Annotated in this window: 15 protein-coding genes; 3 read left to right on the forward strand and 12 right to left on the reverse strand. The window is 54.2% G+C overall.

What is annotated here, in order from left to right; genetic code table 11:
* Nucleotides 1-13: 13 nt before the first annotated feature.
* The 8 genes from ACVLVH_RS00075 to ssuD form a co-directional block, all read right to left on the reverse strand.
* On the reverse strand, nucleotides 14-1228 hold the full coding sequence (locus ACVLVH_RS00075; protein WP_192414678.1) for an acyl-CoA dehydrogenase family protein: 1215 nt from the start codon (nucleotides 1226-1228) through the stop codon (nucleotides 14-16).
* Nucleotides 1225-2664, reverse strand: coding sequence for an MFS transporter (locus ACVLVH_RS00080; protein WP_498948276.1), 1440 nt, complete (start codon nucleotides 2662-2664; stop codon nucleotides 1225-1227). The genes ACVLVH_RS00075 and ACVLVH_RS00080 overlap by 4 nt, the downstream gene beginning before the upstream one ends.
* A gap of 177 nt (nucleotides 2665-2841) precedes the next feature.
* Complete coding sequence (locus ACVLVH_RS00085; protein WP_192414680.1) at nucleotides 2842-3717, reverse strand: MetQ/NlpA family ABC transporter substrate-binding protein; 876 nt, start codon at nucleotides 3715-3717, stop codon at nucleotides 2842-2844.
* Nucleotides 3714-4412 (reverse strand): methionine ABC transporter permease, encoded by a 699-nt coding sequence (locus tag ACVLVH_RS00090; RefSeq protein ID WP_192414682.1) that lies wholly within the window; start codon nucleotides 4410-4412, stop codon nucleotides 3714-3716. Before ACVLVH_RS00090 ends, ACVLVH_RS00085 begins: the two co-directional genes overlap by 4 nt.
* Nucleotides 4409-5428 (reverse strand): methionine ABC transporter ATP-binding protein, encoded by a 1020-nt coding sequence (locus tag ACVLVH_RS00095; RefSeq protein ID WP_192414684.1) that lies wholly within the window; start codon nucleotides 5426-5428, stop codon nucleotides 4409-4411. Before ACVLVH_RS00095 ends, ACVLVH_RS00090 begins: the two co-directional genes overlap by 4 nt.
* Nucleotides 5425-6819, reverse strand: coding sequence for an LLM class flavin-dependent oxidoreductase (locus ACVLVH_RS00100; protein WP_192414686.1), 1395 nt, complete (start codon nucleotides 6817-6819; stop codon nucleotides 5425-5427). The genes ACVLVH_RS00095 and ACVLVH_RS00100 overlap by 4 nt, the downstream gene beginning before the upstream one ends.
* A 74-nt stretch (nucleotides 6820-6893) precedes the next feature.
* The gene (locus tag ACVLVH_RS00105; RefSeq protein WP_370581466.1) at nucleotides 6894-8294 is read right to left on the reverse strand and encodes an FAD/NAD(P)-binding protein; all 1401 of its coding nucleotides are present in this window, start codon (nucleotides 8292-8294) and stop codon (nucleotides 6894-6896) included.
* Between the two features lie 14 nt (nucleotides 8295-8308).
* Entirely contained in the window at nucleotides 8309-9481 is a 1173-nt protein-coding gene (ssuD, locus tag ACVLVH_RS00110; protein ID WP_101761167.1) for an FMNH2-dependent alkanesulfonate monooxygenase, read from the reverse strand.
* Between the two features lie 274 nt (nucleotides 9482-9755).
* Between ssuD and ACVLVH_RS00115 the strand changes: the two genes are divergently transcribed.
* A complete protein-coding gene (locus ACVLVH_RS00115) occupies nucleotides 9756-11684 on the forward strand; it encodes a sigma-54-dependent Fis family transcriptional regulator (protein WP_192414692.1) in 1929 nt (642 codons plus the stop codon).
* 448 nt (nucleotides 11685-12132) lie between these two features.
* Here ACVLVH_RS00115 and ACVLVH_RS00120 read toward each other — a convergent pair whose 3' ends face one another.
* The 4 genes from ACVLVH_RS00120 to ACVLVH_RS00135 all read right to left on the reverse strand — a co-directional run bounded on the left by ACVLVH_RS00120 (nucleotide 12133) and on the right by ACVLVH_RS00135 (nucleotide 16802).
* Nucleotides 12133-13104: a ParB family protein gene (locus ACVLVH_RS00120; RefSeq protein ID WP_110867047.1), complete on the reverse strand. Its 972-nt coding sequence runs from the start codon at nucleotides 13102-13104 to the stop codon at nucleotides 12133-12135.
* Nucleotides 13105-13111: 7 nt separating this feature from the next.
* Nucleotides 13112-14311, reverse strand: a complete 1200-nt coding sequence (locus ACVLVH_RS00125; RefSeq protein WP_101761164.1) for an AAA family ATPase — start codon at nucleotides 14309-14311, stop codon at nucleotides 13112-13114.
* Between the two features lie 793 nt (nucleotides 14312-15104).
* Nucleotides 15105-15230: a hypothetical protein gene (locus ACVLVH_RS00130; protein ID WP_255527839.1), complete on the reverse strand. Its 126-nt coding sequence runs from the start codon at nucleotides 15228-15230 to the stop codon at nucleotides 15105-15107.
* A gap of 642 nt (nucleotides 15231-15872) precedes the next feature.
* Nucleotides 15873-16802: a RepB family plasmid replication initiator protein gene (locus tag ACVLVH_RS00135; protein WP_007886110.1), complete on the reverse strand. Its 930-nt coding sequence runs from the start codon at nucleotides 16800-16802 to the stop codon at nucleotides 15873-15875.
* A 481-nt stretch (nucleotides 16803-17283) separates the two neighbouring features.
* Here ACVLVH_RS00135 and ACVLVH_RS00140 point away from each other — a divergent pair, with 481 nt between their 5' ends.
* On the forward strand, nucleotides 17284-18660 hold the full coding sequence (locus ACVLVH_RS00140) for an aldehyde dehydrogenase family protein (RefSeq protein WP_498948282.1): 1377 nt from the start codon (nucleotides 17284-17286) through the stop codon (nucleotides 18658-18660).
* Nucleotides 18661-18843: 183 nt separating this feature from the next.
* Nucleotides 18844-20118, forward strand: a complete 1275-nt coding sequence (locus ACVLVH_RS00145) for a nucleoside permease (RefSeq protein WP_271460611.1) — start codon at nucleotides 18844-18846, stop codon at nucleotides 20116-20118.
* Nucleotides 20119-20123: the final 5 nt, after the last annotated feature.

A 20123-nucleotide genomic window follows, 5' to 3' on the forward strand; every position in this document is an offset into this window, starting at 1 on the left:
GCACCGGGTTTTATCAGCCCTCTCCGCTGCCAATCTGCCACACACTGGTGGGTGCGGTGCCATTCACTTTCCAGTCGCCGATATCACGCGCTTTGTACACCACCGGATTATGTGATGACAGGGTTCGCGCGTTGCGCCAGTGACGATCCAGCGCTTTGCTGACGCGCGTATCTGATGCGCCCAGTGCGTTAAACAGCTCGGTGGCGGCGCGTGTCACCAGCTCGCTGGCAATCACCTGCGCCTGCCCCGCTTCAGCTTCGGCCAGCACATTTGCTGCGGCAATTTGCGCTTCATCGTTGCTGACGTGGGCAACATATGCTGATTGCAGTGAATGTGTCGCGCGGAGCACCGTGGCTTCCACCGCAAACGCCAGGCTGGTAATTTCACCGATCACCTGCAGAATCTGCGCATCCTGACGCACAGCGCCGCCGTTGCCGTGGCTGTAAACCCGATTTCGCGCCGCCACCGCCTGCGCACCATCGCGCGCCACCGCACGACCGATTCCCGCCAGCGTGGCCAGCAAGACATGCTGATAGAAAGCGGTTTGATAACGGAAGCGGGTGGCGAAATCGTAGACGTGTTCCTGCTCGACATGGGCGTTAGCGAAACGCGTGGTGCCGCTGCCGGTTAAGCGCTGGCCAAAGCCGTCCCAGTCGTCCTCACGCGTCACCCCGGGTTGGTGAGTGTTCACCAGAGCGATAACGTCGCCCTGATTGTCATTGCGGCGCGCATAGACATCAATCCAGTCGGCGAACAGCGTGCCGGTGCTGTAAAACTTCTCGCCGCTCAGCGTCCAGCCGCTTTCGCCTGGCGTGACGCGCGTGATGACATCGCCGAGTTTTACCGTGCCAATTTCCGTCCAGCCGCTGCCCACCAGCTCGCCATCAATAAAACGGCCAAACCAGCGATCGCGTTCCGCGCTATCCGGCTGATTCAATCGATCTTCGACAAAAGCGAAATGCGCGCGCAGCGCCTGCGGCAGATTCGAGTCGGCCTCTGCCAGCTCGGTTAACAGCTGGAACAGCTGCGGTAGCGATGCGCCCCAACCGCCCTTCTCTTGCGGAATACGCACCGTGCCAAATCCCGCCTCTTTCAGCCAGCTAATCGGTTGATGCGGCAAAGTACGTTCCCGCTCGCGTGCTACCGTTCCTTCAGCGATGCGCGCGAAAATCGGCCGGAAGTGCGCCGCCAGCGCCTCATAATCGGTGCCTGTTGCCAGTAAACTCATGGTGACTCCTGAGGTGAAAGATCGTCGATGTCATGCAGCGTGGGCTCGTGGCGCACCGCCAGCAGGAAGAAGATTGGGATGATCGCTGCCAGCGATACCACCCAAAACATATTGGTGCCGAGCGCGGCCTGCAGAATCGGCAGAATGAACAGCGCTAACGCGCTACCGATGCCGGAAAGTGCGCGGCTAAAGCCCACGCCGGTGGCGCGAATTGAGGTTGGATAGGAAAGCGCTGGATAGACCATCAGCTGCGCGCCCGGCCCGAAGCCTTCGGCAAACAGCCACAAGCCGAGCATCAATACCGCAAAGACGATTCCGGCGATGGCTTGCGGATGACCAATTAACGCCAGCGCGATCAGCGCAAAGAATTGCAGGGCAAAGCCAGCGATGGCGACGTGGCGCGACGGATATTTCCACGCCAGACGCATGCCAAGCAGGCCGCCGGTAAAGGCGAACAGCGCGTTGAGTCCCAGCGATGCCGAGATGGTTTCAAACACGCCCGCGCCGAGGAACTGCGCCAGAATCGACGGCAGGAAGAAGGCAATGGCGGTGTATTCAAACGAGATACAGATGTTCATCACGCCCGCGACGATGGTGCGTTCGCGCCACGGCTTCTCAAACAGCACGCGGAAAATCACTTTAGGGGCCGCAGCAGCCGGTGGCGCTTCGTGTTCCGCTTCGTGCGCGTGAATGCCGTAGGAATCACGCAGAATGCGCACCGCGGATTTCAGATCGCCCTGATTCGCCGCCCACAGTGGCGATTCGTTCATGAATTTGCTGCGCACCGCGATGATTAGCAGCGCCGGCACCGCACCGAACAGCAGCGACGCGCGCCACAGCCAGGCAAGATGCTCTTTCGGCAGCAGGAAGTAGAGCGCGAAGATCAGCAGGAAGCACAGCGTTGAGGCGGCGTACCACATCGGGCACCAGGCTGCGAGTCGGGATGCCTTGTTGCCTTTACCAGCGAATTTGGAGAACTCCGCCAGATATGACATCGCCACCGGCAAATCGATGCCGACGCCCACGCCCATCAGGAAGCGCGCGCCAATCAGCACCCACACGTTCGGCGCTAACCCCGCCGCAATCGCTGAAACCACAAAGAACAGCATGTCGGCCATGAACACCGAATAGCGGCCATATTTATCCGTCAGCCACCCGCCCACCAGATTGCCGACGATGGTACCAACCATAATTGAGGAAGTGACTAAGCCGGTGAGCAGCGGCGAGAGCTGAAACTCGCGCACCACATCATCGATGCCGTACGACAGCGTGGTGAGATCGTAGGCGTCGAGGAACACGCCGCCGAGCGCGAGGAACACAATCATGCGCGCGTAGTTGTCATTTTTGGTGCGAGTGTTTATCAGCCTTGCCACATCACTGACCGAACGTACCGGTTCGGAAACCGGAATGGTGTTTTCTAATGGAAGAGAACTCATAACGCCTCACGTTGTTGTTTTGTAGTGCAGGTGAGATTGTTATAAGCGTTTTGCTGGCTGCGCCAAAACAACAATTCTTGATATAAATTTACATTAAAATCAATTAGATAAATGATTTTTAGCCAACACAAAAACCCGGACACGCCTGACGCGTCCGGGTGTTCAAACAACAACCATTTATTCGGCTGAGACCGGCACCAATACGCCTTTTACCAGCGGATCGTCGGTGGTCTTCAACCACTGCTGGACGCGCGGATCGGAGAAGGCTTTTTTCAGCTTCTCAATGTTTTCCTGGTCCAGATAAGGCGTGCCAATCACCAGCTGTGAGGCGAAAGTGCGCGGCGCAGGCGGGAAGAGAATGCCTTTTTCGCGCGGCACTTTACCGGCATCAAATTGCGAAACGTAACCAATCGCCGCATCCACCGAGTTGAGCGCACGCGGCATGGTCAGCAAATCGAGCTCTTTAAACACGAAACCGTGCGGATTGCCGACAATGTTCTTCAGTTTGGCCGTGCGCGGCTCGACGTTGGGATCGAGCGTGATTAAACCCTGACGCGCCAGCAACCATAATGCCTGGCCCTGATTGGCGCCATCATCCGGCACCACGATGGTCGCGCCCTGCGGCAGATCCGCTACCGATGTGTAGCGATCGGAGTAGATGCCAAACGCCCACTGGAACAGCGGCAGCGTTGAGGTGAGCGCAAAACCGTTGGCATCCACCACTTGCTTTAGCCACCACTGATGCTGATACACGGTGGCGGCATACTGCCCTTCCGCTACCGCGCGGTCGGCTTGCACCGGATCCTGCACCCCAACCGCCTCCAGCTTCAGGCCATAATCGGGCGCGATGTGCTCGCCAACGTATTCAATCAGCTTCTGCTCGCCCGCCATCGCCGGTTCAAAATGCACCTTCAGCGTGGTGCCAAAAACCACCGCCTGCGCCTGTTGGCTGCGCCAGAACCAGCCGCCTGCTGCAAGTAAAACGACCACTATAATCAGTAGCAGCCACGGCCAGCGGCGGGTTTTACGCAGCTCGAAATCTTGTGTTGTCATAACGATGTCCCCTGAGGATGGCGTAATGCGGTGACCAAACGGTCGCCGAGAAATTGAATGGTTTGAATTAAGGCGATCAGCACCACGATTGTGGCGATCATGATGTGATTATCGAAGCGCTGATAACCGTACACCACCGCCAGATAGCCGATACCGCCCGCGCCGATGGTGCCGGCAATTGCGGAGTACTCAATCATTGAGATCAGGTTGAGCGTCACTGCCGCCACAATCGCCGGCAGCGCTTCGCTAAGTTGTGCCGAGCGGATGATCTGCCAGCGCGAACCGCCGCACACCAAGCCCACCGCCGTGACTTCACCGGGCAGCTCACGCAGCGCGTTGTCCACCAAACGGCCAAAGAACGGAATACCCGCGGCGATCATCGGCACAAAGGCGGCAGGAATGCCGATGGTGGTGCCGGTAAGCCAGAAGGTGAACGGAATGATGGCCGCCATCAGCACCAGAAACGGCAGCGAACGGCCCATGTTGACGATCCAGCTCAACACTCTATTAATTCCGCGATGCGGAAACAGACCGCGCACCGAGGTGTTGAACAGCACCACGCCGACGATGCCGCCAAACGTGATCACGAACAGCATCACGATCGCCACCATCAATGCGGTTTCGCCCAGAGCGGGCAACATCAGCGCCGGGATGTCTGGCCATGGCGTATCCTGACTCATCACTGATACGCTCATACCGCCTCCCGCAATGGCAACACGCTGCCCGAAACGCTGGCAACTAAGCCCAGCTGTTCCAGCTGCGACAGTAAACGCGCCAGCGGCACGCGTTCCTGCTGATAGTGAATGCCCACCTTGAGGCGGCCAGCTTGCAGACCATTCACCTGCTCGACGTGCGCGCCGAGCAGATCAATACGCAAACCAAACTGCTGGCTGAGGCGCGAAATCCAGTCGCTGGCGACTGGCACATCGGTGCGATAACTCAGCTGCAACACCAGCTCGGCATCGCCCGCCTGCGCCGCCAGCGGGAACAGGCGCTGCCCCAATAGCGAATCGGGTTGCGCCAGCAGCTCTTTCACCACGCCATACTGCACGATTTGGCCGTCGCGAATTTCCGCTACCGCATCTGCCGCCTGACGCACCGCGTCCATTTCATGGGTGATCAGCACAATCGCCAGCTTGTAGTCATCACGCAGTTTTTTCAGCAGATCGAGCACGGTGACGGTGGCTTCGGGATCGAGCCCTGAAGTGGCTTCATCTGCCAGCAACACCGACGGGCGCAATGCCAGCGCACGCGCGATACCAATACGCTGCCGCTGACCACCAGAAAGCTGGCCCGGATAGGCTTTGGCTTTGTGGCTGAGGCCGACGCTATCGAGCAGTTCGCCCACGCGCGCGGCGATATCGCGATCCACCACGCCAAGATAGTGCAGCGGCAATGCGATATTCTCCCACGCGGTTTTGCGTTGCAGCAGCGCGGAAGACTGGAACACGGTACCAATTGAGCGACGCGCCTGACGCAGCGCTTCGCCATCCAGACGAGAAAGATCGCTGCCGTTAACGCGGATGCTGCCGGCGCTCGGTTGCTCCAGCAGGCTGATACACTTCGCCAGCGTCGATTTACCCGCGCCGCTCGGCCCAACTACCGCGGTGATGTTGGCTTGCGGTACTTGCAGGCTGATGGATTTCAGCACCTCGGTGATGCGGCCGTCGGGCGCGCGATAGTGTTTGCTGAGCTGATCTATTTCGATCATAAGACCTCCTGCGGCGTGGAGGATTTAACGCGATAGCCCGCGCCCGGATGCGGTGCTTGCAGCTGCGGGCCGGCGGCGAATAACTTTTCGCGCAACGTGCCCTGCGCGTACTCTTTTTTATAGACGCCGCGCTTTTGCAGCTCCGGGATCAGCAACTCCACCACATCTTCAAAGGTTTCATGCGTCAGTGCGTAGGCGAAGTTGAAGCCGTCTACGTCGGTCTCTTCAACCCAGCTTTGCAACTCGTCCGCGACGGTTTCCGCGCTGCCGACAATCAGCGGACCAAAACCGCCGATGCCAACCCAATCCGCCAGTGCTTTTACCGTCCACTGACGATCGGGATCAGCGGTGGAGAAAGTTTCGACCGCCGATTGAATGGCATTGGTGTGGATATATTTCAGCACCTGATCCGGCTGATACTGGCCGAAGTCGATACCGGTCCAGCCTGATACCAGCGCCAGCGCGCCTTCGTAGCTGACCCAAGTGGTGTACTCTTTCCATTTCGCCTGCGCCGCCAGATCGGTTTCGCCAACAATCACGGTTTGCAGATTGAAGATTTTGATGCTGTAAGGATCGCGCCCCGCTTCCACCGCGCGGCGGCGAATATCGGCGACGGTTTTCTTCAGCAGCACTTTTGACGGCGCGGCAACAAATACGCATTCGGCATGTTCTGCGGCAAACTGTTTGCCACGACTCGATGCGCCCGCCTGATACAGCACCGGCGTGCGCTGCGGTGACGGTTCGCACAGGTGAATGCCCGGCACGTTGAAGAAGGTGCCCTGATGATTGATGGGATGGATTTTACGCGGGTCGCTGAAGATACGGCGTTCGCGGTCACGCAATACTGCATCCTGCTCCCAGCTGCCTTCCAGCAGCTTGTACACCACTTGCAGATACTCGTCGGCGTAATCGTAGCGGCTATCGTGATCGATCTGGGTTTTGTGCCCAATGTTGCGCGCCCCGCTCTCCAGATACGAGGTGACGATGTTCCAGCCGATGCGGCCTTTGGTCAGGTGATCGAGCGTGGATAAGCGGCGCGCAAACGGATAGGGATGCTCAAACGACAGCGACGCCGTAAGACCAAAGCCGAGGTGTTCGGTCACCAGCGCCATTGGCGTAATCAGCGCTAACGGATCGTTGACCGGCACCTGCGTCGCCTGGCGGATCGCCGCATCGCCGTTGCCGTTGAGTACATCGTAAACGCCGAGCACGTCAGCGATAAACAGGCCGTCAAATTTGCCGCGCTCCAGCAGGCGCGCCAAATCGACCCAATACTCCAGGTCTTTGTATTGCCAGGAACGGTCACGCGGATGTGCCCACAGGCCCGGCGACTGGTGTCCGACACAGTTCATATCAAATGCGTTCAAGCGAATTTCACGTTGCGATGGCATAGCAATCTCCATAGCGAGGCCGTGATCGTGTTACGACCCGGCGTTCGTCAGTTAATTTTTAGGATGTTGAGAGATTAAAGCGCTGAAGGGGGACATCGCTCGGCGGGAGCGATTTGCAGTTCTTGTAAAATATGTTTCGCCACAGCGGCGGCGTGATCGGCAACCTGCGGCAATCCCATCAGTTCACCGAAGCGCGCACGCGCAGCGGGACCGACGACAAACAGTCGTGCGTTGGGCTGGCCGTTAACATTGAGCGTGTGCGATTGGCTATCGACATCAATACCAAAACCGAGCAGGTCAGCGCGGATTAGCCCTTGCTGGCTGAGCGACTGCAGCAGCGGCTGGCTGGCGGTTAAGGCTTCATGGCCGGGACCTGTGGTGACAATCAGGTGATCGAGGCGATGGGTTTCGCTGGCGCCCTCGCGCGTGCGTAGCGTGATTTGCAGTTGGTTGCCGACATCGGAGATGTCGCTAAGGCGCGCGGCCAGAACCTTCAGACTGCCATGCTGGCGACGTGCGCTGATCACCGCTGACACCTGCGGCGCGATGCGATAGCGATGCACATCCCACCACGAGCGCAAATGACGGACAAAGCGTTGCTGCTCGCGCAGGGGCAGCAATTGCCAGATATCCTGGCCTTGCACGCGCACCTGATCGAGCACGCGCTGCCACGGCAAATCCTGTTCCGCGGCACGCGCGACCTCGGCACGGATATGTCGCAGCCACAGACGCGCACTGGACGCTTGCTGCGGGGCTAACATCCATTCGGGCCATTCACCGCTCAGGTTGTCGCGCGAGAGCTGTCCACGGCGTGAGAAGGCGATTAACGGGCCACGATGCTGTCGGGTGCCCAATGAAGCCACCACGTCCGCCATGCTCAGGCCGGTACCGATAATCGCCACCGAGGATTGAGGATCGATGGCGTCTAATACGCCGTGCTGCCACGGATTGGCAATCAGCGCCGGATGCGCCGAGAACGGTTGCAGCGCACGCGGCAACGATGGTGGCGGATGACTGATCGCTAACGCCAGTACATCACCCCGCAACGTTTCGCCGTTGCTGAGCAACAGCTGCTCGCCTTCCCAGGCCACGGCGCTGGCCTGAACATGGCGCAGCGTGACGTGCGGATACGCCTGCGCAGCTTGCGCAAACTGGTCTGCCAGATAGCGACCGAACAGGCTGCGCTGCGGATAAACTGCGCCGTCTTCACAGTGCGCTACTGAGTCCAGTGAACATTCCGGCTGTTGGCGATACCAGCGGTCAAACGCGCCCTGCTCTTCACCGCTTAACTGCATGCGCGAAGCGGGCACGTTGATGCGGTGCGCAGGCTCCTGTGTGGAATAGGCAACGCCGCCACCGAGGTTGGCGCGCGGTTCGACCACTGTAATCAGTAATCTGCTCGATGAGGTTCGTGCGAGATGAATCGCCAGCGCTGTGCCGCTAAAGCCACCGCCAACAATGATTACCCGTGCCATTGCCTTCTCCTGCATTAGCTGGCGCTCGTCTGTTTTGACGGACGCTTATCGCCGCCAATGGTTTCACCAAACGGGCCAGTGTTAATGGTGCGTTCACGCTGCTGCTGCGCATTAGCCAGCGGTAGCAGCGGCAACAGTAATTCGGCCACGCGATGCGCTTCTTCCAGATGCGGATAACCGGACAGAATGAAGTTTGTGACACCCAGCGCCTGATATTCGCGGATACGCTCAGCCACCTGCTCCGGGCTGCCGACCAGCGCAGTGCCCGCGCCACCGCGCACCAGACCCACGCCCGCCCACAGATTTGGCGAGATATAGAGGTTGTCGCGCGAGCCGTTGTGCAACGCGCTCATTCGTGCCTGACCGGCGGAATCCATACGTGCGAAAATTTTCTGCGCCTGCGCGATGGTCTCTTCATCAAGATGACCAATCAACTTATCTGCCGCCGCTTTGGCTTCTTCTTCGGTCTCGCGCACAATCACGTGCAAACGAATGCCGTATTCCAGCTTACGTCCGCGCTGCTCTGCACGTGCGCGCACCACTTCCAGCTTCTCGGCAACCTGCGCTGGTGGCTCGCCCCAGGTGAGATAGGTATCGATCTGTTCCGCTGCAACATCAATCGCCGCCTCCGATGAACCACCAAAATAGAGCGGCGGCCCCTTTTCCTGCACCGGCGGAAACAGCACTTCTGCGCCTTCAACGTGAATGTGTTTGCCTTCGTAATCCACTTTCTCCCCGCGCATCAGGCGGCTGTAGACGTCGAGGAACTCTTTGGTGACTTCATAACGTTCACTGTGGTTGAGGAAAATGCCGTCGCCTTTGTTCTCAATCGGATCGCCGCCAGTTACCACGTTAATCAATAAACGCCCTTCAGATAGACGATCAAGCGTGGTCGCCATGCGGGCTGCCAGCGTTGGCGGCTGCAGGCCAGGACGCACAGCCACTAAATAGCGCAGACGTTTGGTGATCGGCGCTAACGCCGAGGCCACCAGCCAGGAATCTTCACAGCTTTTGCCGGTAGGAATTAATACGCCATAGAAGCCAAGATTGTCGGCGGCGAGCGCCACTTGCTGTAAGTAGGGTAAATCGACCGGGCGTCCGCCTTGCGTGGTGCCAAGATAGCGTCCATCACCGTGCGTCGGTAAAAACCAGAAGACATTAATTTTATCGTTCGCGGAATCGGCCATTATGCTTTTCCTATATAACTTTATTAAAAAATGATCATTTTGAACTGCTTATTTGGTTATATAGCTGTTAGCAGAAAGCGTGCCAGGTTGTTAACTGGCGCGAATCGCCGTATTTCAGGCGGTTAGCCTTGTCGCCGTCAACCAAAACAGTTGCATTTGCAACTCTGGCGCAACAGCTATTGCTGCATATGCAACTGCTTATGCTTTTTATATGGTGTTAATAGTCAGCGTGAGCATTTAGGTTAACGATATGCTCGTTACAGGACTCAATACCATGTTAACCACCTATAACCACACCGACTCACCGCGCTTAGTCGATCCCGCTTCTCTGGCGTTTCAATCGCTGCTGGATAAATTCGCGCCCACGGATGCCACCGTTCTGATTGTCGGCGAAACCGGCACAGGTAAAGAGGTGGTGGCGCGCTATCTGCATCATCACAGCCAACGCCGTCATGGCCCTTTTCTCGCGGTTAACTGCGGTGCTTTGACAGAAAGCCTGGCTGAAGCCGAGTTGTTTGGCCATGAGAAAGGCGCTTTTACCGGTGCGACGCAGTCACATCCCGGCTGGTTTGAATCAGCGCAAGGCGGCACCTTGCTGCTGGATGAGATTGGCGAGCTCAGTCCTTCACTGCAGGTTAAATTGCTGCGTGTGCTGCAGGAGCGTGAGATTACGCGCGTGGGCTCGCGTAAAGCGATCAAAGTGGATGTGCGAGTTATCGCGGCTACGCATGTGGATTTGGCGCAGGCGATTCGTGAACGACGCTTCCGCGAAGATCTGTTCTATCGCCTGAATATTGCGGTGGTGCCATTACCGCCGCTGCGTCAGCGCCGTGAAGACATTCCGCTGCTGGCGCAACACTTCCTCGCCCTCTACGCACGACGTTTAGGGCGCCCGGCACGGCGTCTTTCTCCTGATGCGCTTGAAGCGCTGCGCGAATACAGCTGGCCGGGCAATATCCGTGAACTGGAGAACACGCTGCATAACGCCGTATTGCTAAGCCGTGAAGAGACGCTGACGCCCGCACAGCTGCGACTTGCTGGTTACAGTGAACATGGTTTTAACGAGTCAAACGATTCAACGCTCGACAGTTTTCTTCAGCAGCAGCTAACCAGTCAGCCGCAACAACTGTTTGATCGCGTTATCAGCAGCCTTATTAGCAATGCGCTATCGATGACAGATCACAATCAAACCCAGGCTGCGGCGCTATTAGGTATCAGCCGCCACACATTGCGCACGCATCTGGCGAATCAGGGAATGATTAAAGGACGGCGAAAAGCGCCGGTAACTACGTCGACATCTCATACACACGGGACGCAGGAGCGTGAGCTGCGCATTGGCTACCAGAAGTTTGGCAATCTTGGCGTATTGAAAGCCCGTCAAAGCCTGGAACACTGTTTCGCTCAGCAAGGCATAAGCGTGTTGTGGAGTGAGTTTCCCGCCGGGCCACAGCTGCTGTATGCGCTGCAAAACAACGAAATCGATTTTGGTACCACCGGTGAAGTACCGCCAATCTTCGCTCAGGCGAGTGGCAATGCAGTGACTTATATCGCGTGGGAGCCGCCAGCGCCGAGCAGCGTTGGCATCGTGGTACCGCATGACAGCGATATTCGTACCATCAGCGATCTGCGCGGTAAGCGCATATCGGTTAACAAAGGCTCGAACGTTCACTGGCTACTGCTGCAGCTACTGGAGGAAGCGGGCATTGGTTTGGATGAACTGAAAGTGGTGTATACGCCGCCAAAATATCCGCTGACGGCAAGTGATTATCTTTCGGTTGATGCCTGGATGATGTGGGATCCGTTGCTCAGCGCCGCGGAGAGCAATCCCGAGCTGCGGGTTTTGGTTAATGGTGAAGGGCGCGTACGTAATCATCAGTTCTATCTGGCGCGGCGTGATTACGTTGAACAGCACGATGACATCCTCAGACAGCTGGTGGAGAGTTTGCAACAAACGGGTTTGTTCATCGATAGCCATCGCCATCAAGCATCGATGTTGTTGGCTCAGGAGCTGGGATTGGAAATCGCATCAGTTGAACATGCCTTGACTCGCCGCAGCCACAAAACGCGTGCGATGGCCTTCGAAGTAATCAAAGAGCAGCAGACCATCGCCGATCGCTTTTATGCGTTGGGGCTGATTAATAAACCGGTGCGCGTGCGCGATGCGGTCTGGCAATTTTCATCAGCTTTAACGTTAATTGAGTAAGGTGAGTCTTGAAAGTTATCCACGTTTTCTGTGGATAAATCATTGAATATCATCTGGCTAATCTCGCCTAGGGATTTTTGAGGGTGGCTGAAACTAAAAGTTAATTGGCGATTTCAGCCTGAAATTTTATCAAAAACCCCTTATATTTCATATCAATAGAGATGAAATCGATTAGGCGAGCAGATGAAATTTCACTCGCTGCCTGGACGGCAATTCTGCTGTGGCTGCCTTTTGTTGCTTTCGCACACAGCTGGTTAAATTGGCTGCAGTCAGTTAATCAGTATTGGTGATTTATTAACGGATATCTTTGAGCTGCTGGCTAAAACAGTGGCGATTTCAGGCTGAAATTTCCGCGGCGATAATCTATATTTCATACAGTTAGCGATGAAATTACGCTGGCGAGGCATTGAAAAGGGCATAAAAAAACCGCCCGGAGGCGGCATTTCAATTACTGATTAAGATACTTATTGAGCGTCTCGTTAATCACCTTATCCAGCTCTTCCTGCAACTCTTTTGACTGGCGATTAAACTCGTAGCTGAACATGCGTCCGCGCGTTTTCTTACGCGCAAAGCGGTCTTTATCGGCGAAACTCCATAATGGCGTCGCCACGGTTTTATCTTTTGCCGGTGACTGAATCAGCGTCTGGCTACCGTTACGCACTAAACGCAGAATGCCATTCTTCACTTCGTCTTCGGCCAATCCATCGCGCGCGCATACGGTATCAACATCCATACCGATAGTATCGATCAGGGCATCAACCGTTTGTCCGGTTTCCTGCAGCTTCTCATACGCCTGAAGCAGCGATTTATAGTCAGGATAGGTCAGCTCTGAATGATTCGGGAACAGCGTTACCAGCTCAAGCGGCACGCTTGCCGCTTGCAATGCACGCGTTACCTTGGCCTGCGATAAGCCTTCGCTTTGCGCAATCTCTTTCTGCGACAATCCACTCTCTTTAAGCGATAGCAGACGCATGCCCACTTCACGCAGATTGTGCTCGCGCGCGGTCTGAATATCCTGGGCTAAACGGCGCGCTTCTTCCGCCGAGATAGCCACGTCTGTAACCAACACATCAAGCCCAGTTTTGCAGTGCAGAGCCGCTGCACGACGGCGTGAACCATCGAGAATCTCAATGCGATCGTCACGCTTTACGCCAATCGCCGGGAAAAACTGCTGCAATTTGATGGTGCGAATGATGTCGCGCAGCGATTCTGGCGTCAGGCCAGACTGATCGCGGCCATTGGTTTCCATCTTAACGAAGGTTTTCTCTTCAATTTCCTTCGCCGGGATGTGCTCCAGCGTGAACAGGGCGCGTTTACCCGTCGCCAGAATAAATGTCTGAGAATGGCCATCGGCGCTTTCTTCAGTCTGCAATGGTGTCTGGCTGAAAGTTCGGCCAATAGTGATTCTTTTTGCGCTCATAGTAACCTCAGTTCAGGCGAATGAATTCAATACGGTCAAATACGGCTTTCGCGAAATCTTCCGCCGCTGAACGCGCATTCTTTAAGGCTTCGGTGCTGCCCACGTAGGTTGATGGATTGGCTGAGATAACCGTATCAAACGACTCTCCGCAGCGCTCAAAGCCATCCAGACGCGGCAATGCAGCATCAAGCATATCGCCGCCAAAAATCTCTTTCGCCAGGCTGTGACACAGCTTGTGGTCCGCTTTATTCGACAGTTTAGACATAAAGCCAATGTTGCCCTGCAAACGGCAGGCTGCGCCCGATTCTTCAATGATGCCAATCAACTCCGGCAAACGCGTTAAGTACTTCAGCGTGGAGTGGAAATCCACCTGCGCGGGCGGCACTGGCGTCATCAGCAGGTCTGAAGCAGCAATGGCGTTCTTCAGGAAGGCATCAAGATGCGGGCCGCTGTCGATAAAGATAAAGTCGTAATCTTTCTTCAGCTTGGCCACTACATTGTCATACAGCACCGCGTGGATGTTTTGCTCGGGCAGGTGAGCGGCACACAACTCTTCCCAACGCGAGGCAATGAAGGCGTCATCAATTGACGCCGGCAGCACATCGACGCCCGGAATAATCGAGGAAACGATAAACTCGTTGAGCAACTCTTCGCGGCTGACGTTCTGTAGCATCGCTTGTGCGGCGGTCGCTTCTACTAATCCCACTGAACGTTGATGGTTCAGGAACATGGTGGCGGAAGATTGCGGGTCCAGATCGATGACCAGAATACGCAGATCTTCAAATAGCAGATGCGGATGCGCACGTAATGCGTGTGCCAGCGAAACGGTAGAGACCGTTTTCGAAACGCCGCCTTTGAGGTTGCCAACAAAGATGCTAAAGGCTTCATGGTGGCGATCGCGGTACTTGGGCACACCGCGATGGTGATAGATATCGATGATGTTCTGAATCGACATCGCATACTTGGTTGAGCTGCCCGCTGCACGCTTATCGAACGGATAACCATTTTCTTCCATTTCGTTGACAGCGTAATCCACGCTCGCACGCGTCAATTTGGGCAGTTTGGCTAACGCCGCTTTAGCGTAAACCTGATAGAACGTGTTTTCCCGCAATTCTTCTTTCTGCGCCTGAATCTGTTCAGTCAGGCTCATCAGCATTCTTTCTGAACGTTGTGCGACCTTCAGAACCTGCTTCTCATCGTTAGCCATACTTGCTCCACACATGTAGGATTTATGACTTTATACATAAATCCAGCACATGAGGCAAATATATCTCTTCTGCTCAGGAAGAATAAGTTATGTGAAAAGACCTTGATTAAGAGCGGTTTAACGCAAAGATTCACTGTAATCAGCGTTCGTAATTTAGTCATCCCGGTTTTTTGTTCAATATTGAACCGCTGAAATCTTGTTCAAAGGCCCAAAGATTCACTGTATTCAGTAGCCGGTTTCTACTCTGTATACTTTTAAACAGAGAAAAGAGAAGGGGGCTTGCGACCAAAATTGCTGGAATATTCACTGTAGTTAGTAAGCTGATAAGCGTCGTAGATAAACGTTCACTGCAATCAGTAAAAGGTTCACTGTAATCAGCGAGCGGTGGCTGAAGATTCACTGTAATCAGTAGATGATGCCTGGAAGTAAAAACAGGCGAGAGAGCAACGATAGTGCCATGCTGGTGAGATGTTCACTGTAATCAGCAAACCCTCGCGACGTTTTCACATAACGCCAAACGTTCACTGTAATCAGTAAAAGCCTTGTACTCTTCATCGGCAAAGATTCACTGTAATCAGTAGACGTTGTCGCACTGCGATAAAACGTTCACTGTAATCAGTAAGTCAATTTGGCCAGACCGAGAACATTCACTGTAATCAGTAAAAGTTATGACGCTATACAGAACGTTCACTGTAATCAGTACAGCCCGACAAGCATGATAAGACAAACGTTCACTGTAATCAGTAGAGTGTTATTTGCCGACAAGCTGATATGCCTGGAAGCGCCATATGCGTTACAGCGAAATACCCAGAATGTCGTCAACAACATTCACTGTAATCAGTAAAACACGCTGCTGATTAAAACGCCCAACGTTCACTGTATTCAGTAAAAAACGATGCGCTAAGCGAGTTTGTTTCATGCTGCAAACCTGGCAGGGCAGGGGACGAGTTGGTAACGTTCACTGTAATCAGTGACAGCGTGACATGTTGTTCAAGCGGTATATGAGCGTCAGCACGAACGTCTCACGTTTCAGTTCACTGTAGTGAGAAGGCAAACCAAACGTTCACTGTAATCAGCTTAGTGACCAACCCTGTCACTTTTACTGGCTGTATTCACAGTCAAACTGCTGATTACAGTGAATCAATTTGAAACAGACTTTTTTAATGGTTATAAATCATTAAGTTGCATTTGAACGTTCACTGTATTCAGTATGCAGCCTGTAATTGGCATTCACTGTAATCAGTGAAAGCGAGCGCTCAAACAAACGTTCACTGTGATCAGTAGAGAGGCAGTGAAAAAAGGAAGTTAAGTACTGCGTCACCGCCCTTGTAAGTACTCACTATCCTTGTAAGTAGCTTAGAAAGGCTACAACGCGGTGCAAAACATCGCATAAGACACAATAAAAGCAGAAGGTTTCTGATTACAGTGAACGTTACTGATTACAGTGAATCACGTGAGGACAGCTGATTGCAGTGAATGTTAGCGGATAGAGCATGTGTCACTTTTGCTCAAAAAGTGACACAGCTTAAGGAGAATTACTGATTACAGTAAGCGGGCAACATCATTCTTCGAACTCAATATCTTCCAGCGAATCGATGCTTTCGAGATTGCTGATGCCGTCGAGTTTCGGCGTCCTGCTGTGGATGATGAAGAACACCGAACGGCCACGTTTCACTTCCGAATAGTCGAGATAGCCGATCTCTTTGAGCTGCTCCATCGCACGTCGCACCACGTGATTTTGCGTGGTGGTTTTCGAGCCCAGATTTAAACGCATACGCAAACGCGCCAGAGAGATGGGCGCCGGATTCGTTGGCAAACTTTCGAGATAGGTATACAACGCCTGAGCCGATTCTTTACGTTTTAAACGCGAAATGGCTCGCAGCTGCAGTAACACTTTATGGTCGAAATTATAGAGCTCGAATAACTTTGGATCGGCCTGGATGCGCACCAGATCCTTTTCACGATCGTAATACGCCGATTGCACAAGGTGAGTGTGATAGGCTTTGCCATTCCCTTCAAAGGACAACGTATTGGTCGCAATGCGTCGCAGAGAGGCATCTAAGCGCTTACGTAGCGCAGCCGAAGAGTTTGCCGACGGGATCCCGCACATCTTGACGAAATCGATAAACGGCAGCGTCACGGTGTCGCCCTTAGAAGGATAACGCGAGAAAGACTGAATAATACCGGCCCAGGTTTTGAAATCATTATCCATGTCCAGCCTTGCGCCGGTAATGGTAATTTTTTCATAGCCTTCCGATTTCACTAAAGAAAGGTTCTTCAGCTCTTTCGTTGCATCGGTCGATGCCATCGCGCCTGATTTACCGCGCGCTGTGGACTTCAATGTAGGAACAAACAGACCCAGGCGCATTAAAGCGACCGGTTGTACGGTGTTATTTTTATTGGGGTGGAGTTGAATAACTTCACCGCTGTTTTTTGTCACCGACAGAAAAGGCTCGAGTAACGCCTTGTTTTCACTCTCTTTATCTGCCATAGCCTGAGATCTTCATTCTGTGGATGAAAAGGGTCGTTTTCTGATTACAGTGAACATTAACACTGTTTATAGTGAACATTCTACTCTCTATAGTGAATAAACTACTGACTCCAGTGAACACTTTACTCATTATAGTGAACGCGATCACCTTCTGAGCCCTTGTGGGGTGCGGCCTGCGACGATCGGGGATCTCTTAGGATCTCTTTAAGATCTCTATATGATCTTTCTTTAAGATCTATTCACTGTATAACTTAATAACGCCAGGACTGAAGCGGCTTTAGACAGGCAAAATGTTTAAAACAGCCCCATCGCGATAACATCCTGTTTGATCCCACCAAATCATCAGTTATATGCGATCTGGATCCTTCTATTTCTCCATAAATGAACAACTTCCTCATCATTATTCATTTTTAAGAAACTATATCCCGGCGTAAAGTGAACTTCATCGAACATCACATCACTTATGACGAGGACATCTTTCATGACTGACAACGTTATCTCCCGTAACCCTACTAGCGGCGAAATCCTCGCAACCTATCCGCTGCAGAGCGCAGCCGAGTTGGAAGCCGCATTGCAGCAAAGTGCTGATGCCTATGCAGAATGGCGCTATACCGCGATGCCGCAGCGAGTGAAAGTGCTGCGTCAACTGGCTGAACAGATTCGCCAGCGTCAGGATGAGCTCGCAACCATGGCCACACTGGAAATGGGCAAACCGATCGCTCAGGCACGTGCTGAAGTACTGAAATGCGCCAATCTGTGTGACTGGTATGCAGAGCATGGTCCGGCGATCCTGGCCGACAAACCAACGCTGGTAGAAAACCAGCAAGCGTGGCAGTCATTTCGTCCGCTCGGTGTGATCCTTGCCGTGATGCCATGGAACTTCCCTTATTGGCAAGTTCTGCGCGGCGCAGTCAGCATGTTGCTGGCGGGCAATACCTACGTGCTCAAGCACGCACCGAGCGTAATGGGATCCGCTAACCTCATGAAGTCGCTGTTTGACGCCACCGAACTGCCTAAAGGCGGCTTTACCGTGATCAACGTCGATAACGATGGCGTTTCGGCCGCGATCAAAGATCCACGAATTGCCGCTGTAGCGGTAACCGGCAGCGTGCGTGCAGGCGGTGCAATTGCAGCGCAAGCCGCTGCAGTACTGAAGAAAACTGTACTGGAGCTGGGCGGCGCGGATCCTTTCATCGTGCTGGCGGATGCAGACCTGGATGCTGCAGTGGCCTCAGCGGTTACAGGACGCTATCAGAACACCGGACAGGTCTGTATGGCAGCCAAGCGGTTCATTATTGAAGAAAGTGTCGCAGAAGCGTTTGAGGCGCGTTTTAGCGCAGCGGTGCAGGCATTGAAGATCGGCGATCCTTTGGCAGAAGATACCTACATCGGACCAATGGCGCGTTACGATCTGCGTGACGAGCTGGATAATCAAGTGCAGCAGACCATCAAGGAAGGCGCACGTCTGGTATTAGGCGGCCATAAAATTGACGGCCCAGGCAACTATTACGTCCCGACGATCCTCGCCGATGTCACGCCAGCCATGACAGCTTTCCAGCAGGAAATCTTTGGCCCGGTCGCAGCAATTAGTGTCGCTCGTGATGCACAACATGCCCTTGAGCTGGCTAATGACAGCGAATTTGGGCTGAGTGCAACAGTGTGGAGCGGCAACGAAGCGCTGGCCAACGAACTGGCGGAAAAACTGGAGACCGGCGCGGTATTTATCAATGGCAATGGTGCGTCAGATCCGCGAGTTGCGATTGGAGGCGTGAAGAAGAGCGGCTATGGTCGTGAACTATCGAGCTTTGGCGTCCACGAATTCTGCAATATTCAGACGGTATGGAAAAACCGCCGCTAAGCATCACAGGGCGCGTCAGGCGCGTCCTTATTCCCATCCTCCGCCCCCAGATATCTCGCATCTCATACCGTTGCCCATCATTTAAAATGTTGTGGACCAGTTCAAAAAATCCACCAGTGGTATTACAAAGGTATTATATCCGGTGTTAGATTTGCCTCCACCTACACCGGGGAGTCCTTTTAAATGAAAACAACAATCCCAAAACTGTCGTTCATGATGTTTCTTGAGTGGTTTATCTGGGGCGCATGGTTTGTACCGCTCTGGGCATTTCTCAGCAAAAACGGCTTCTCGCCGGTTGAGATCGCCTGGTGTTACGCCTGTACTTCGATAGCCGCCATCCTGTCGCCGATCCTTGTCGGATCGCTGGCCGATCGCTTCTTCCAGGCGCAGAAAGTGTTGTCGCTGCTAACAATCGTCGGATCGATTCTGATGTTCTTCGCAGCTCAGCAAACGCATTTCGGCGGTTTCTTCCCGTTGCTATTGCTGTATGCGCTCACTTACATGCCCACCATCGCCTTAACCAATAGCATCGCGTTTTCGCACGTCGCGGATGTGGAGCGTGATTACCCGCGCATTCGCGTCATGGGCACACTTGGCTGGATCGCGTCTGGCATCGTTTGTGGTTTCCTGCCGCCGCTGCTGGGCTATGGCGATATCTCAGCCAGCAACGTGCCGTTATTGATCACCGCCGCAAGCTCGCTATTACTGGGCATTTTTGCCCTGACGTTGCCCGCCACCGAGCCGAAAAGCACCGGCAAATTCAGCCTGCGCGTCGCGCTTGGTCTGGATGCGCTGCATCTGCTGAAGGATCGCAGCTTTCTTGTGTTCTTCGTCTGCTCCTTCCTGTTCAGCATGCCGCTGGCGTTTTACTACATCTTTGCCGAAGGCTATCTGACGGAAGTCGGCTTGCCGCACGCCACCGGTTGGATGACGCTCGGCCAGGTTTCGGAAATCTTCTTCCTGCTGGCGCTACCGTTCTTCATCAAACGCTTTGGCATCGGCAAAGTGCTGCTGCTGGGATTAACCACCGCCGCACTGCGCTACGTGTTCTTCGTGTTCGGTGGCGATCAAAACATGCTGACTTACGGCTTGCTGTTCATGGGCATTCTGCTGCACGGCGTCAGCTACGATTTCTACTTCATCACCGCTTACATCTATGTTGATAAGAAAGCGCCAGTGGCGATGCGTAATGCTGCGCAAGGGCTGATCACGCTGGCCTGTCAGGGTATCGGCAGCCTGCTGGGTTACCGCCTTGGCGGCTATCTGATGCAGGAAATGTTCGCCTACGACCAACCCCGCGACGGGCAGACTTTCAACTGGGCAGGCATGTGGATGTTTGGCAGCGTGATGATCGTAATGATCACCATCGCCTTTATCGTCCTGTTCCGCGACGGCAAAAAACGCAGCGATGAACTTACCGCTTTCGAAAATTCAGCAACCGCTGACAGCCATAAATAAGAGAT

Source organism: Kluyvera sp. 1366 (assembly GCF_054823405.1).